The sequence below is a fragment of the Janthinobacterium sp. SUN206 genome (assembly GCF_030587305.1).
In the GTDB taxonomy this organism is placed as follows: Bacteria; Pseudomonadota; Gammaproteobacteria; order Burkholderiales; family Burkholderiaceae_D; genus Janthinobacterium; species Janthinobacterium kumbetense.
On sequence record NZ_JAPWIB010000004.1, the window covers coordinates 233,999 to 248,198 of the forward strand.

Genomic DNA, 14,200 nt, shown 5'->3' on the forward strand with positions numbered 1-14,200 from the left:
CTCAGGCGGCCTGTGCCAGGCGGATGATTTTATGCGGCACCTGCGGCACCGGGTCATCCGTTTCAAAGAAAAACTTGTCCTGGCCAAAGGCCGGCTTCAAATCGTCCATCCACGTCGCTTCCGCATCGAACTTGGCATAAAACGGCCGGCGCACCCAGTCCGGGTTGCGCGCCTGCAAAAATTGCAGGGCAAATAGTTTTTCGCCATGGATGGTGACGATGCCATCGATGACGATCTTGCCGGGAAACGCGCTCATGGAAGGCCCGCGCACCGTGCGCGACAAGCCGGACACCATCTGGTAGGCGGCCTGGAAAATCTCGTGCGCCTTCGCCAGGGGCAACTCGAAATAGCTGCGCGGGCCCGTGTCCCGTTCGACAAACATGTAATACGGAATCGCCCCCAGGCGCGTACCCGTCTGCCACAGCTCGGCCCAGCTAGCGGGGTCTTCGTTGATGTGGCGGATCAGCGGCCCCTGCATGCGCAAGGTGGCGCCCGTGGAAATGATGCGCTTCACCGCTTGCTGGGCGATGTCCTGGCGCAACTCGACGGCATGGCTGTAATGGCCCATCACGGCCATGTTCTTGCCCGCCTTGACGATGCGCTCGAACAGGCGCATCAAGTCGTCCGCATCGCGGTCCGAAACAAAGCGCTGCGGCCAATACGCCACCGCCTTGGTGCCGATGCGGATGTTCTGGATATGTTCCAGGCCCGGCGCCAGCAACGGTTCCAGGTAGGCAGCCAGTTGCCGCGTATTCATGATCATCGGGTCGCCGCCCGTGATCAGCACGTCCGTCACTTCCGGATGCAGTTTCAGGTAAGCGACCAGCTCATGCGACTCGTGCGCATCGAACTTCATGTCGTCCATGCCGACGAACTGGGGCCAGCGGAAACAGAAGGTGCAATACGCGTGGCACGTCTGTCCTGCGCTGGGGAAAAACAGCACCGTTTGCGCATATTTATGCTGCAAGCCGCGCACGGGCGCATCGTTGACGCGGGGCACGTTGTGCGTCATCTGGCCGGCCGGATGGGGATTCATGCCCAGGCGCAAGCCATGCACATAGGCATCGATAGCGGCCTTGTCCCTCTGCACCAGCACCAGCTCGCGCAGGTGCGCGTACTGCTCGGGCGCCAGCATGTCGCGGTGGGGAAAGACGAGGCGATAGATGGGGTCGTCGGGGATGTTGTTCCAGTCGATCAACTGGTCGAGCACATAGGCATTGGTGCGAAACGGCAAGACATGCGACACCACTTGCACGGCTTCACGCTGCTCTTCCGGCAGCCATTCCCACTGCCGCGCCTGTTGTATGGTGTGCCGCGTATACGGCTTGAACTTGGGTGAAAACGGCTCGGTAATGGGTGCGGACACGATCGGCTCCTTGCCAGTAAACAGCGATAACTTCCTTGAAACCAGCCCTATCCCGGCCAATTCCAGCCTCTTCCTCTGCCATGCCTTGCCCGCTTGGCATGCTGTGAAAGTCATCATAGTTCTTGCCGCTCGGAACCAAATTGTTACATATCAACAAGCCGTCGATACGTTGCAAGCTACCGACAAGCAACACCTTAGTTTGTGCCATCGCAATTTGCGGGAAGCGCCGGCGACGTAAATTACGACTTGGCAACATATCCCTCGATATCACAAGGAGCTTTCATGAAACGCTTATTCACGGGTAGCCTGCTGTGCCTGGCATTTGCCGGTGGCAACGTCAGCGCCGCGGTCGAACCAACGGAAAAAGACGCCATCGCCATGGCCGAACGGGGCGCCGCCTTCATGAAGGCGCATGGCAAGGAAGAAATGATGAAGAAAATCACGGCGAAAGACCCGGACTTCGTGCAGGGCTCGCTGTATGTGGACATGCGCGACATCAAGACGGGCATCGTGCTGGCCCACCCCATCAATCCTTCCATCGTCGGCAAGGATTTGACGGACGTGCCCGATGCGAATGGCAAGAAATATCGCCGTGAAATCATTGAGCTGGCGCAAAAACAGGGCAAGGGCTGGGTCGACTATCAGTACAAGAATCCCACCACCGGCAAGATCGAACCGAAGACCACCTACATCCTGCGCGTCAACGATGTGGTGCTGGAAGCGGGGATCTACAAAAAATAGGGCAAGGGCGGCGCTCACACACACCGCGCGCCGCCTGCGGTTTGAACGGCCATCGCCAGGAGTCGAGCATGCTCAATCAATTACGCATAGGGCCAAAATTATTGCTGGCACCCACCCTGGTCCTGCTGCTGCTGATACTCAGCTCGACCGGCGCCTGGTATGGCATGGTGCGGCAAAATGCCTCGCTGGAAAACATGGTGCGGGTGCGCATCACGCACCTGAAGGCAGCCGCCGACGTACTAGGAGAGGCCAAGCATGTACACGGCAATATGTACCAGTTGCTGTCGTGGACGAATGGCAGCTTCGCCAAGTCCCGTCTCGATGCACTGGAGCAACAGATCAAGGCGCGCCACGCGGCCATCGGCACCCAGCTGGCCTCGCTGCGCGCCACGGCCACGGGCGCCGAACTCACCCTGGTCGATGCGGCCATCACGGCACTGGCCGGCTATCGCAAGGCCGTGCTGGAAACCATGGAAATGGCGCAGATGGACCAGTCGATCGCCACCAATTCCATGCTCAAGGCGGAAACGCAGTTCGGCCAGTTCAATACGCAGCTGGCGCAACTGTCCGCGCTGGAAACAACGCTCAGCAGCCAGGCCCATGCGACGGCCAGCGCCGAGTTTCGCACCCTGTGCTGGAGCTTGCTGCTGACCGTCCTGCTCTCCATCCTCGTCTCCATCGTGGTGACCATGCTGGTGCGGCGCGCCATGCTGGTGGAAATCCGCGGCATTGCCGACGCCGTGCAAGACTTGGCGGCGGGCAAGCTGATGGCCGGCGCGCCCAAGCAGGGCAATGATGAAATCGCCGCCACCTCGCGCGTGCTGGACCAGACCATCGCCCACCTGAACCAGACCTTGCGCACCATCATGGGCGCCGTGCAATCGATCGACACGGCCTCGCATGAAATTGCCACCGGCAACCTGGATCTGTCGGCGCGCACGGAAATGCAAGCCAGTTCGCTGGAAGAAACATCGAGCGCCATGGAAGCGCTGACGCAAGCCGTCAATGACAACGCCGACAACGCCCAGCTGGCCTGCGAGCTGGCGGGGCAGGCATCCACCCTGGCCGTGCAAGGGGGCGTATCGATGCAGCAAGCCGTGACGACGATGGCGACGATACGCGCCAATTCGCGCCAGATCGTGGATATTATCGGCGTGATCGACGGCATTTCCTTCCAGACCAATATCCTCGCGCTGAATGCGGCGGTGGAAGCGGCGCGCGCGGGAGAACAGGGCCGCGGCTTTGCCGTGGTGGCGTCGGAAGTGCGCACCCTGGCGCAGCGCTCGGCGCAGGCCGCCAAGGAAATCAAGACCCTGATCGCCACGTCCGTCACCACCATCGATGGCGGCAGCGTGGCCGTGCAGCAAGCGGGCGACAGCATGGGCGCCATCGTGGCCTCGGTGCAGCAAGTCAATGAGATCATCCAGCGCGTGAAACAGGCCAGCGTGGAACAGGCGTCTGGCATCACGGAAGTGAACCAGGCCGTCACGCAAATGGATGACGTCACCCAGCAAAATGCAGCCCTGGTGGAACAGGCAGCCGCGGCAGCGGCCAGTTTGCAGGACCAGGCCGTCAAATTGTCGGCGGCCGTGGCCGTATTTACCCTCGACCCGCTGGCGCCCGCGCAGCCGGCCGCGCCTGACGAGGAAGCATTCCAGCATCCAGTTGGTGCGCAACAGGACCGGCGCGCGCTGCACAGCCCGCTACGCGGCATGCCACACAACAATGCACCAGGTAACGCGTCCCGCCGCCAACGCGGTGTTTAATGCCGGCATCCAGCCGCAGGCACGTACAGGCACACTCAAGAACGCCTAACAAAACCGTAGCGAGCGGCAGTGATTTGTGGCTGAGAAGCGCAGCTGTGCTGAAGCACGGGGCCGCCGAGGCAGCGAGCATCACAGGCCGCAAAGCGCAACGCGCAGTAGGTTTGGTTAGGTGTTTCTAGATCGGTTTACTCAGATAGGGCGAGCCGGCCAGCACGAAGCGCCACGGCGTGTCCATCGCCCTGGAAATGCCGATGCGCGGCCCCGTTTGCACCGTGACATCACTCTCGCGGGCCAGCAACAGGAACGGCGGCGCGTCCAGTGCCAGCCGGTTGTGCAGGTGGCTCACGCCCAGCGCCTGGCACACCTTGCCCGGTCCCGAGCACAGCAGCCGCTCCCCCTCGACGCCGCGCCGTTCGCGCATCGCATCGAGTCCCTCCACGGGTTCGATCGCGCGGATCAGCACGCCCGCGCCATGCCCCGCTTCGCGGCACACAAAGTTCAGGCACCAATGGATGCCGTACGAGCGGTAGACATAGGCATGTCCGGGCGGGCCGAACATGGACGCATTGCGCGGCGTCATGCCCCCATACGTGTGCGAGGCAGGGTCCAGCCGGTCATACGCTTCCGTTTCCACGATGCGCCCGCCCACGCCGTCGACCAGCACGGTCACGCCGATCAGCTGGCGCGCCACGCTGCTGGAATCGTCCGCGAAATCGATACCCGCAAGGATTTTTTTCATCCGGCAATTGTACCGTCGCGCATCCCGCCGCACGCCTGGCCCCGCCTTGAAAACAAATAAAACTTGGTTTTTTCATCATGGATACCGGGATGGGCAAGGTCGTGAAATGACGAAAATCACGGCCGGACCAGGCCAAAACGGGGATTTTTTCCAGAATATATTGCAGATATGAACTATTGCTATGCATAAACAGCGATAATCGTCGGGCACTGCGCCAGACGCCCCTGAGGCGGGCAGCGGCAGCGCGCGACAGAATAAGCACCGGGCACAAAAATGATGATGAAAGCGTGATGATGAGAGCGGCAGCGCAAAAGCAGATAGAGCAGGAAGATCCGGTTGACGCCTTGATGCGTTCCATCCGTATCCCGCCGCGTCCCAGCCTGCTGGTCGACTTGCAGCGCGAACTGGCGGAACAGGACCCGTCGCCGCGCCGCATCGCGCGCATCATCGCCGACGACGTCGGCATGTCGGGCGCCCTGCTGAAATTGGCCAATTCGCCGTTCTATGGCGCCGCGCGCAAGGCCAAGTCCGTCGAGCAAGGCATCAATTTCCTCGGCATCAACCAGTGCAGCGCCATGATGACGGGCTTGCTGGCGCGCCAGGCGCTGGAAGCGGAAGGCGTGGAACTGACCAATTTCTGGGATGTGTCGGCCAAGCGCGCGCGCGCCCTGGTATTTACCTCACGCAAGTTGCGCATCGCCCCGCCCGACATCGCCCACACCTTCGGCCTGTTCTGCGACATCGGCGTGCCCCTGCTGATGAACCGCTTTCCCGACTACGTCAACACGTACGCGGCGGCCGCCAACGATGCGCACAATTGTTTTACAGCACTGGAAGACGCGCGCCACCAGACCAACCACGCGGCCATCGGCTGCTTGCTGGCGCGCAACTGGGGCTTGTCGTCCGACGTCTCGTGGGCGATTTTGCACCACCACGACTACACGGTGCTGGCCGACCCGTCCACGGACGACGCCATCCGCTCGCTCGTCGCCCTGTCGCTGCTGGCCGAAAAGGGCATTCAGCGCTACCATGGCAACAGTACCTCGCTGGAGTGGGACAAGGGCGGCGAACTTGCTTGCCAGCATCTCGGCCTGTCGCAGGAAGAAGCCGCCGACCTGCTCGACGAATTGCACGAGATGTTCGATACCGACCATTGAGGTATCAGGCGGCCGCGTCCGCCTGTATGATCCGTCCCGGCGCCTGGCACAAGCCCTGGCGCCTGTTTCCGTTTGCCTGACCCTTCTTTCTTAACCTGTTGATCGCCATGCCCAAAAATAAGCGCCCTGTCCCCCGTAAATCCGCCAACACGCCTGAAGACAAGGATGAATCCGTCACGCGCATGCTGTGCACGATGGCCCTGAACCTGGCGGAGCAGGAAGACAGCGAATCGCAGGGCACGGTGCTGGCCGAGCAAGCCGTCGAGTTCGGCCGCCTGATCCGCAAGGCCTTGAATCAAAAGAAGGATGAAATCCTGTACGACGCCATCGAGCGGGCGAAATACGAGGACGTGGGCGCCTACCAGTACCTGCGCAGCCATATCGAGGAAGCGGCGTCCATTTCCGTGATCCGCCGCGAGAATGCCCCGGCAATGGAAATCAACGCCTTCGTCGTGCCCCTGCTGGTGCAAAGCACGGGCGGCCTGAAGGAAGCGGACAGCTTCCAGGACCAGGACGCGTTCGAAGCGCTGGTGAAAAGTTTCCAGCAGGCAGAGCTGGAAAGCGCCAAGGCCAAGGTGGTCCTGATGAGCCACGCCTACGACCTCGATGAAATCGACCGCATCACCTATAGCCACCTGCACGAAATGGTGCGCGATGCGTACGCATCGATGACGGACAAGAAGATCGTCGCCACGCCGGGCCTGGAAAGCAGCATCGTCGGCTGGAGCGAGACGGCCTTCGGCCCACAGGACACGGCCGTCGAACTGCGCTTCCTGCTGGGCTTTGCCCTCAAGCGCGTGGACGACCCGTTCTACGCGGAACCGAAGGATGAAGCGGCGCTCGACGCCTGGTTCGACGCGCGCATGGCCCGCTACCAGCAATGGACGACGGAAGTGGGTGATCTGGTGAAACGCTGCCTGGCGCCGGCCGGCAACACCCTGGAAGTAAGCTTCCTCTACCAGGATCTGTTCCACGGTGGCAAGGAACAAGGCATGAGCGAGTATGCGATGCTGCAGATGATGTCCGGCATCAACCATGCGTTGGCGGAAAACAACGTGGACGCGGGCGACGTCTCGGTGGTCGTCGGCCCGGCCGATGAGCACGGCGAAATGCTGCTGCGCGTCAACGTCAGCACGGCAGACGGCCAGTTGCTGCACAGCGCCGACAAGCCGCTGGACCTGGCCGCCGACTTGCAGGACGAAGTCGACGACATCTGCGACGCGCTGGCCACCATCGGCGTCACCCGCTTGTCAGTGGCGCTGAAATTCGACGCCAAGGGACAGCCGCTGGAAGCGCAGCCGTACGCGCCGGCGTAAGTCCCGTCGCCTCCTCCGTCGCCTGCCATCTTGGCAGGCGGCAATTATCAAGATACTATCTCCGCGAGCGTGCGCCAGCCTGGCGCACCTTCCGGAGATGCGCATGCCCCAGCCGCAACTGATCAATATTGTCACCCATGTGCTGGCCGGCAGCGCCGCCATCGGCCTGGGCCTGCTCCTGCTGACCACGGCCAAGGGCACGCCGCAGCACCGTCGCCGCGGCAGGCTGTTCGCGTGGCTGACCTTGCTGGTCTGCGCCACGGCCGCCATCGGCAATCTGCTGTTTGACTATCGCCCCGTCTTTGCCGTGCTGACGGTGCTGGTGCTGTACCAGCTGCTGAGCGGCTGGCGCGCCGTGTACACGCGCGATGCCGGTCCGCAAGCCGTCGATGGCGCGATGACGGCAGCCGCGCTGGCGGCGGGCGGGATGATCCTGTTGCGCCTGCAGCACGATGCTTCCGGACAGCAAACCATCGTCGTGCTGTCCTCGCTGGGCGGCCTGGCCACCATCCTCGTCTACGACAGCGCGCGCTGGCTCTTTCCCCGCCGCTGGCATGGCATGTTGTGGCGCTATGAACATATCTACAAGCTGCTCGCCTCGCTGTTCGCCATGCTTTCGGCCGCCGCGGGCAACCTGCTGCGCATGGGCCAGCCCTGGACGCAGCTGGCGCCATCCCTGCTGGGTTTGATCTGCATCGCCTGGTTCTGGCGGCGCCAGTACCGGCAGGAACAGGCGCAGCGCCTCATGCACAGGCTTGCCGCCTGACATGCCATCTCACCGGCGCAAAGCCAGCCACGCCTGCAATTTGTGCGCATACGCCAAGGTGTAGGCGGGGCTACTCGACGGCAAGCTGACGATGCGGTAGCGCTGCGCGTGCTCGCCCAGCACCTTGATGCCCAGCTTGGCGGCCGTGCCGCCGTTGAAGGCGATCGTCTGCAATTGCGGCAGGCTGGCGGCCAGGGCCACCAGGTCGTTGTGGTCGCGGGCGCGGATATTGCTGTCCAGGCTGCCCGTGCGCTGCGCCTGCGCCACCACGTCCCACAGGCCCACGCCGTGCGCCAGCAAGGTTGCCAGACGCTCTTCATAAAGCAAGCTAGTCAATTCCACGCCCAGCACTTCGGTTTTTCTGCTGCCCTTTGGCACCTGAAAGCGCGCATCCATGCGATTCTCTGCGACTTGCGCAAGGTTCTCGCTTTCATTCTACAAGTCCCTCAGGTTTTCTGGATATAGTTGTGCGACGAATAGCGTAGCTTTCAGGCGCTACCGTGAATGCAACTGGAGCGTTCATGAAAGTCCCGGGAAGTCTTCACCGATTGAATCTCGAAGTATGCGGAAGCTTTGGATATCTGCTTGATTTTGCATAATGCGGACGCATATCGGTTCGATACTCACCAGTTGAAAGTGAAGGAATAACTTGAGCATCCACCAAATGATCCAGATTTGTTTCAGTCATGGCCTTGACGGACGCAATACGGACACGTGTGTAAAGAGCATGGCGGTAAACGTGCTGAAGCCGAACATGCCCGTGGTCGCGATTGAAATGAAGAGCCGAAGTGATCTTCTGCAAATGATGAAGACAGCCGACAATACCCACATCTACATCGGTGCCGGTGTCTTCCATTTCAATGCTTTCTATGCAGCAACCGATAACTTCCCTGCGCCACGAATTTACTACATGAAGACGGCTGACCTGATGGCTGTCGGTACGATTGGCGCATATATGCAGCAGCATGGTGTAACGCTTCCGCCTATGAACGACGAACGGTTCTCGCCACTGATTGAGGACAAGCGCTATGCCAAACGTTACGAACAATGGCATACGCGGTGGGAGGCGAACAGCAAGGCATTCAAGGGCCTGCTGGACGGGAGGGTCAGGAACACAGCGGTCGAACAAGGTATTTGGTTGTCTTCCGATGGCGGTTGCATGATGTGTGGAGACAAGACTGATCTGATGTCTACGACTACAGTTATCGGTGCGAAGGGCATAATGATTGGTTTGCAGCTTTGCGGTCAGCATGAAGCGGAAGCCATGGATCACTCAACACTGCTCAACTACATTTCAGAAAAGATGGGCGTGCCTGCCCCTTTCCTCGTAGGTGCAAAGGTCGTGCGGCACGGGCAGCAAACCATCGACATGACCTGTGATGCGGTGCGCGACGAACTAAAATGCGTGATTGAAAAAATTGATGGTCAGACCATAACTGCTATGCGCAAGTCAGGGTTTCGCCTGATCATTCGTCAAGATGCGTTAAATGATTACGCATACAATATTCAAGATCCTACAGGGAAGCCGATTGCGCGGATAGATTCGGCTGATCATCACAAAGTCGAATATGGCCCGGACCATGTTCATCGCGACTTGAGCAAGTCCAAGAAAAATCAAGTTGAACCGAGTTTCACATATGGATTTGCAGTAGCCGACCTCAAGGCAATTCGGCAGCTTGTTGAGACTGCCGAAGAAAAATGGACATTGGCACAAGTCTCAGGCAAGGTTACATAAAACACGACCGAAGCTTAAACGCCTACTTGGTAAAGCCGCCCCAAATATGTGGGACGCATCTTGGCTTTCGACCACAAATACCGGCATCCATCAGATCAAAGAGTGCCGTATGAGTTCAAAGATGCACAGCAACTCATCAACGATTTCTTTGCGGACATGGGCTGCATACTGCAGGAGGTAGGAAGTGATGAGGCCGATTTTATTGGCATCCTGCCGCAGGAGAAAACATTCACTTGACTGGAAGTGCCAGTGCTCCTTCGGATGACACCAAAATCACGTTCCGTTCTCTTCGGCAGAAATTGCCGCAATACGTCCTCGGTCGATACTGATCCCGTTCTTTCTGACCGAAATGATACGCTCACTCCACCGGATTCGGCGTTGATTTTCAGGCAGGCTGCTCGATGTCAGTTGGTGACCGAGATAGCACCGCGTAGAACCTGCCATAATCGCAATTTTTCGACGTAGGACAAAGTATAGGCGGGGCTACTCGATGGAAGTTGGACGATGCGATAGCGCGTCGCATGCTGACCCAGAACCTTCAGACCCAACTTGGACGCCGTCCCGCCGTTAAAAGCAATGGTCGTCAACTCAGGTAAATTGGAAATTAATGCGAGTAAATCGTTGTCGTCGCGGGCGCGGATATTGCTGTCCAGGCTGCCCGTACGCTGCGCCTGCGCCACCACATCCCACAGGCCCACGCCGTGCGCCAGCAAGGTGCTCAAGCGCGCTTCATAGGGCTGGCTTGTCAAGTCCACGCCCAGCACCTCTCCCAGCAACCGCCAGAACTTGTTTTGCGGATGCGCATAATATTGGCTGTGCGCCAGCGATTTTTCGCCGGGCAAGCTGCCCAGTATCAGCAAGCGCGTATCGGCGTCGACGACGGGATCGAAACAGCGCTTGCGCGGGTCGGCGGCAGTGTCTGGCAAGTAGGCTGGGCTATTCAAATGAGCGGTCCGGAGGGGGAAATGAAGGGCCATTTTACCCGGCCACGCGACGGTGTAGAATTCCCGGACAACCATCCCTACACAAGAGACCGCCCATGCGCACCATCGACACCCTGCTGGCCCAGTATGGCGAAAGCCACCGCAACCACGTCAATGAATGGGTGCACATCGTGTGCGTGCCGCTGATCGTTTTCAGCCTGCTGGGGCTGCTTTGGAGCGTGCATCCCAGCGTGGCGCTGCTCGGCAGTATTCTCGCTTTATACTATTACTACAAGCTGTCACGTCCGTTTGCGGTGGGCATGCTGGCCATGCTGGCCGCCATGCTGGGCCTGCTGCTGCTGATGCCGGCGCTGACCGTCCTGCCCGTGTCGCTGGCGCTGTTCGTGCTGGCCTGGATAGGCCAGTTCATCGGCCACCAGATCGAAGGCAAGAAACCGTCGTTCCTGGACGACTTGCGCTTCTTGCTGGTGGGACCGCTGTTCGTGCTGGGATTTTTATACCGGCGCCTGCGGCTGGCGTATTGAGCGGCAGCGATCACGCGATCACGCGGGGCCGTAACAGATTTTTACTATTCGCAACTAGTTATATGAGGCAAGTGTCCTTATGATAAGTCATCATCTGTCGGTCAATGTAATCGGCAACTAACTTTTGTCCAAGGGAGTCCCACATGAAAGCACCAATTATTGCAGTGGCATTGCTCGCCACCCTGGCCGGCTGCGCCGTACAACCGAACTCGGCGAATGTGTACAACGCGCGCCAGGCGCAGAATGAACAATCGGTTCGCATGGGCACGGTTGAATCCGTGCGCCAGGTCACCATCGACAAGGGTGAAACGGGCACGGGCGTGCTGGCTGGCGCGGCGCTGGGCGGCGTGGCCGGCTCGACAGTCGGTGGCGGCAAGGGCGCCATCGCGGCCAGCATCCTGGGCGCCGTCGCCGGCGGCATGGCGGGCAAAAGCATCGAAGCGAACGCTTCCAACAAACCCGGCCTGGAAATCACCGTACGCCTGGACAATGGCGACATGCGCGCCATCGTGCAAGACGCGGACGAACTGTTCCGTCCGGGCGAACGCGTGCGCCTGCTGTCCGATGGCCGCAAGACCCGCGTCACCCACTGATCTGCTTGCCGGCGCATGCGCTTTAGCCGAATGCGCCGGCGGCCATCAGCAAGGCCGAGGGCGACATGCCCTCATGCAGCCAGATGGCAACCAAGGTTGCCACCACGACATACACAAGCACGCTCCATACTTTGATCTGCAGTGAGGCTGGCATGGCGGTCCCCTTCAAAGATGCAATTCAGAAAATGTTTACTTGATAATAAAGTAAATATTTTCATAAATTCAACATTTACCAGAAGCACTGCGCTGGCTCAATGCCTCGTTGTCTCCTGACCACTCTTTGAGCAAGCCCGGCCAATACTCGCCATCCCCGCGCGATGCCCGTATACTTGCGCGATGTCCTCTCCTCTCCTGTTCATCATTGCCTGCCTGATCTGGGGCTCCACCTTCTGGGCCATCACCTTGCAGCTGGGCGATGTCGCCCCCGCCGTTTCCGTGGTCTACCGCTTCGGCCTCGCGTCCGCCACCCTGTTTGCCTGGTGCGCCTTGCGCGGCGACCGCTTGCGCCTGCCCTGGCGCGCGCAGAAATGGATGCTGCTGCAGGGCCTGGCCTCGTTTGCCCTCAGCTATGTGTGCACGTATAGTTCCGAACAGTACCTCGTCTCCGCCCTCGTCAGCGTGCTGTTTGCGCTGATGGTGTTCTGGACGCCATTGCTCAACCGCATCGCCTTCGGCACGCCCATCACCTGGAGCACCTGCTGCGCGGCCTTCGTCGCCATCTGCGGCATCGTGCTGCTGTTTTACCAGTCCATCGGTGCGGCACTGCAAGATATCCTGGGCGGCGGCAATGGTCATTTCCTGCTCGGCTTCATGCTGGCCCTGGTGGCCACCGTGTCCAGCACGGTGGGCAACGCCCTCGTCATGAAAGTGCGCGAGCATTCCGGCAACGTGATGCTGACCATGGCCTGGACCATGCTGTGGGGCACCTTGATGGTGGCCGCCTGGGCCGTCGCCACGGGCCAGTCCTGGCAATTGCCCGCGCGCCCCAGTTACTGGATGGGCTTGCTGTACCTGGCCATCTTCGGTTCGGTGATCGCCTTCAGCGCGTATTTCACCTTAATCGCCCGCATCGGCACGCAAAAGACCGTGTATATCGGCGTCGTCACCCCCGTCATTTCCGTGCTGCTGTCGGTGCAGTTCGAACACTACCGGCCCGCCGCCATCGAATGGGCGGGCATGGTGCTGTGCCTGTCCAGCGTGGCCTGGGCCCTGACCTCGGGCGCGCGCAAGACGGCTGCCGTTTCCTCTATTTCCACCACTCCATCAACAAAGGCAACATGAGCACCTCTTCCTCCCTCGCCATCCGTCCCGCGACCGCATCCGACGTGGCCGCCATCTTTGGCATGATCCATGAACTGGCCGTGTTTGAAAAACTCGAACACATGATGATCGCCAGGGAATCCATGCTGCACGACAGCCTGTTCGGCGCCCATCCCGCGTGCGAAGCGCTGGTGGGCGAGGAAGATGGCGAGGTGGTGACGTTCGCCCTGTTCTTCCACAACTTTTCCACCTTCCTGTGCCGCAAGGGCTTGTATCTGGAAGACCTGTATGTGAAGCAATCGGTGCGCGGCAAGGGTTATGGCAAGCAAATGCTCGTGGCGCTGGCGCAACTGGCCGTCGCACGCGATTGCGGCCGCTTCGAATGGTCGGTGCTGGACTGGAATGAAAACGCGATCAATTTCTACAAGGGCATGGGCGCGGACGTGATGCCGGACTGGCGCATCTGCCGGGTCGCTGGCGATGCCTTGACGCAATTGTCGGCGGGTACGCCGCAACCACTGTGATTGGCACTGCATCGCGGGAACTGCAAATGCAAGTTCCAAAAAAAATCCCCGCGGGCTAGCGGCACCGCGGGGTGAACCCATTGTCAAGTGGGAGGGGGAGAATGCAATCAACGGTTATCAATATAAACGCTGCCGCTTGCCACCGCGCAGACCTTTACATTTGCTTACCGGGCCTTACATTTGACTTAAATCCGCTAACCAAGTGTCACCAAGTGTCGCTCGGATGACACTGATTATTTCCGTGGTTCAATCAATGTGCCGTGCAAACCGATATGTTGTTGCGCAACCCCACTGCCGCCCTGCGTATTTGTATAGATTTGGTACACTGTCAGGCAGGCGATGCAGCCAGCAACCACGGCGAAAATGACCATGCGACGCTCCTTGAGTATGCTTGAGGGAATCAGGACCCGCGGCGCCTGATGATGAGCAGGCGAGCAGGGAAGATTCAGTGTGGCATCTTCGGTCAGGGGGGCATTGCGCAATCTCAAACGCGCCAATTTGACGGGGTCATGGCATTTGATATGGCGCAAAGTGGCGGCATTCCGCTCACACAAAATGAACGCATCGTTACGCACCTGGGAGCCACATCATGAATGTCTCTGCCAAACCGCTCGTCATGAAAATCTACCGCGCCTACCTGCGCTCCCGCCTGGAGCGCTACACGCGCGACTTGCAAGCCATCGCCGAACAGCGCGAGAACGACTTCCAGGCTGAACGCATCCTGCACCAGGCCGTCGTCTCGGTGCGCTCCAAACTGCACTCGCTGTAA

Annotated in this window: 17 protein-coding genes and 1 pseudogene; 12 read left to right on the forward strand and 6 right to left on the reverse strand. The window is 59.9% G+C overall.

Annotated elements, in window-relative coordinates:
• Position 1: 1 nt before the first annotated feature.
• Complete coding sequence (locus O3300_RS21685) at positions 2-1,366, reverse strand: KamA family radical SAM protein (protein WP_305054077.1); 1,365 nt, start codon at positions 1,364-1,366, stop codon at positions 2-4.
• A gap of 282 nt (positions 1,367-1,648) precedes the next feature.
• Between O3300_RS21685 and O3300_RS21690 the strand changes: the two genes are divergently transcribed.
• Complete coding sequence (locus tag O3300_RS21690; RefSeq protein ID WP_099666427.1) at positions 1,649-2,107, forward strand: cache domain-containing protein; 459 nt, start codon at positions 1,649-1,651, stop codon at positions 2,105-2,107.
• Between the two features lie 68 nt (positions 2,108-2,175).
• On the forward strand, positions 2,176-3,873 hold the full coding sequence (locus O3300_RS21695) for a methyl-accepting chemotaxis protein (protein WP_305054078.1): 1,698 nt from the start codon (positions 2,176-2,178) through the stop codon (positions 3,871-3,873).
• 175 nt (positions 3,874-4,048) lie between these two features.
• On the opposite strand, the gene O3300_RS21700 is transcribed toward O3300_RS21695, so the two are convergent.
• Entirely contained in the window at positions 4,049-4,612 is a 564-nt protein-coding gene (locus tag O3300_RS21700; protein WP_305054079.1) for a DNA-3-methyladenine glycosylase, read from the reverse strand.
• Between the two features lie 290 nt (positions 4,613-4,902).
• Here O3300_RS21700 and O3300_RS21705 point away from each other — a divergent pair, with 290 nt between their 5' ends.
• From O3300_RS21705 to O3300_RS21715, 3 genes are all read left to right on the forward strand, one after another.
• A complete protein-coding gene (locus O3300_RS21705) occupies positions 4,903-5,769 on the forward strand; it encodes an HDOD domain-containing protein (RefSeq protein WP_099666424.1) in 867 nt (288 codons plus the stop codon).
• A gap of 107 nt (positions 5,770-5,876) precedes the next feature.
• A complete protein-coding gene (locus tag O3300_RS21710) occupies positions 5,877-7,085 on the forward strand; it encodes a hypothetical protein (RefSeq protein ID WP_305054080.1) in 1,209 nt (402 codons plus the stop codon).
• Positions 7,086-7,188: 103 nt separating this feature from the next.
• Positions 7,189-7,851: a hypothetical protein gene (locus O3300_RS21715; protein WP_305054081.1), complete on the forward strand. Its 663-nt coding sequence runs from the start codon at positions 7,189-7,191 to the stop codon at positions 7,849-7,851.
• A gap of 9 nt (positions 7,852-7,860) precedes the next feature.
• On the opposite strand, the pseudogene O3300_RS21720 reads toward O3300_RS21715, so the two are convergent.
• Positions 7,861-8,205: pseudogene (locus tag O3300_RS21720) on the reverse strand (DNA-deoxyinosine glycosylase); the annotation flags it as partial.
• A gap of 295 nt (positions 8,206-8,500) precedes the next feature.
• Here O3300_RS21720 and O3300_RS21725 point away from each other — a divergent pair.
• Both O3300_RS21725 and O3300_RS21730 read left to right on the forward strand, forming a co-directional pair.
• Positions 8,501-9,586, forward strand: coding sequence for a DUF6516 family protein (locus O3300_RS21725; protein WP_305054082.1), 1,086 nt, complete (start codon positions 8,501-8,503; stop codon positions 9,584-9,586).
• A 60-nt stretch (positions 9,587-9,646) separates the two neighbouring features.
• Entirely contained in the window at positions 9,647-9,823 is a 177-nt protein-coding gene (locus O3300_RS21730) for a hypothetical protein (RefSeq protein ID WP_305054083.1), read from the forward strand.
• 167 nt (positions 9,824-9,990) lie between these two features.
• Here the strand turns inward: O3300_RS21730 and O3300_RS21735 are convergent, their stop codons facing one another.
• Positions 9,991-10,530, reverse strand: a complete 540-nt coding sequence (locus tag O3300_RS21735) for a DNA-deoxyinosine glycosylase (protein ID WP_305054084.1) — start codon at positions 10,528-10,530, stop codon at positions 9,991-9,993.
• Between the two features lie 95 nt (positions 10,531-10,625).
• Between O3300_RS21735 and O3300_RS21740 the strand changes: the two genes are divergently transcribed.
• Both O3300_RS21740 and O3300_RS21745 read left to right on the forward strand, forming a co-directional pair.
• Complete coding sequence (locus O3300_RS21740; protein ID WP_305054085.1) at positions 10,626-11,054, forward strand: DUF962 domain-containing protein; 429 nt, start codon at positions 10,626-10,628, stop codon at positions 11,052-11,054.
• 143 nt (positions 11,055-11,197) lie between these two features.
• On the forward strand, positions 11,198-11,647 hold the full coding sequence (locus tag O3300_RS21745) for a glycine zipper 2TM domain-containing protein (protein ID WP_034780449.1): 450 nt from the start codon (positions 11,198-11,200) through the stop codon (positions 11,645-11,647).
• Between the two features lie 22 nt (positions 11,648-11,669).
• On the opposite strand, the gene O3300_RS21750 is transcribed toward O3300_RS21745, so the two are convergent.
• Complete coding sequence (locus O3300_RS21750; RefSeq protein ID WP_257218848.1) at positions 11,670-11,801, reverse strand: hypothetical protein; 132 nt, start codon at positions 11,799-11,801, stop codon at positions 11,670-11,672.
• A gap of 182 nt (positions 11,802-11,983) precedes the next feature.
• On the opposite strand from O3300_RS21750, the gene O3300_RS21755 reads away from it, so the two are divergent.
• The gene (locus tag O3300_RS21755) at positions 11,984-12,928 is read left to right on the forward strand and encodes a DMT family transporter (RefSeq protein WP_305054086.1); all 945 of its coding nucleotides are present in this window, start codon (positions 11,984-11,986) and stop codon (positions 12,926-12,928) included.
• Positions 12,925-13,431, forward strand: a complete 507-nt coding sequence (locus O3300_RS21760; protein ID WP_289913048.1) for a GNAT family N-acetyltransferase — start codon at positions 12,925-12,927, stop codon at positions 13,429-13,431. The genes O3300_RS21755 and O3300_RS21760 overlap by 4 nt, the downstream gene beginning before the upstream one ends.
• 233 nt (positions 13,432-13,664) lie before the next feature.
• On the opposite strand, the gene O3300_RS21765 is transcribed toward O3300_RS21760, so the two are convergent.
• Positions 13,665-14,006 (reverse strand): hypothetical protein, encoded by a 342-nt coding sequence (locus O3300_RS21765; RefSeq protein WP_305054087.1) that lies wholly within the window; start codon positions 14,004-14,006, stop codon positions 13,665-13,667.
• A 14-nt stretch (positions 14,007-14,020) separates the two neighbouring features.
• Here O3300_RS21765 and O3300_RS21770 point away from each other — a divergent pair, with 14 nt between their 5' ends.
• Positions 14,021-14,200 carry a hypothetical protein gene (locus tag O3300_RS21770; RefSeq protein WP_034746290.1) on the forward strand — a complete coding sequence of 60 codons (180 nt, stop codon included), beginning with the start codon at positions 14,021-14,023 and terminating at the stop codon, positions 14,198-14,200.

What these genes read in the sequence shown, in the direction of transcription:
- O3300_RS21690 (WP_099666427.1), top strand. Translation starts at nt 1,649, where the DNA reads ATGAAACGCTTATTCACGGGTAGCCTGCTGTGCCTGGCATTTGCCGGT.
- O3300_RS21695 (WP_305054078.1), top strand. Translation starts at nt 2,176, where the DNA reads ATGCTCAATCAATTACGCATAGGGCCAAAATTATTGCTGGCACCCACC.
- O3300_RS21700 (WP_305054079.1), bottom strand. Translation starts at nt 4,612, where the DNA reads ATGAAAAAAATCCTTGCGGGTATCGATTTCGCGGACGATTCCAGCAGC.
- O3300_RS21705 (WP_099666424.1), top strand. Translation starts at nt 4,903, where the DNA reads ATGATGAGAGCGGCAGCGCAAAAGCAGATAGAGCAGGAAGATCCGGTT.
- O3300_RS21710 (WP_305054080.1), top strand. Translation starts at nt 5,877, where the DNA reads ATGCCCAAAAATAAGCGCCCTGTCCCCCGTAAATCCGCCAACACGCCT.
- O3300_RS21715 (WP_305054081.1), top strand. Translation starts at nt 7,189, where the DNA reads ATGCCCCAGCCGCAACTGATCAATATTGTCACCCATGTGCTGGCCGGC.
- O3300_RS21740 (WP_305054085.1), top strand. Translation starts at nt 10,626, where the DNA reads ATGCGCACCATCGACACCCTGCTGGCCCAGTATGGCGAAAGCCACCGC.
- O3300_RS21745 (WP_034780449.1), top strand. Translation starts at nt 11,198, where the DNA reads ATGAAAGCACCAATTATTGCAGTGGCATTGCTCGCCACCCTGGCCGGC.
- O3300_RS21750 (WP_257218848.1), bottom strand. Translation starts at nt 11,801, where the DNA reads ATGCCAGCCTCACTGCAGATCAAAGTATGGAGCGTGCTTGTGTATGTC.
- O3300_RS21755 (WP_305054086.1), top strand. Translation starts at nt 11,984, where the DNA reads ATGTCCTCTCCTCTCCTGTTCATCATTGCCTGCCTGATCTGGGGCTCC.
- O3300_RS21760 (WP_289913048.1), top strand. Translation starts at nt 12,925, where the DNA reads ATGAGCACCTCTTCCTCCCTCGCCATCCGTCCCGCGACCGCATCCGAC.
- O3300_RS21770 (WP_034746290.1), top strand. Translation starts at nt 14,021, where the DNA reads ATGAATGTCTCTGCCAAACCGCTCGTCATGAAAATCTACCGCGCCTAC.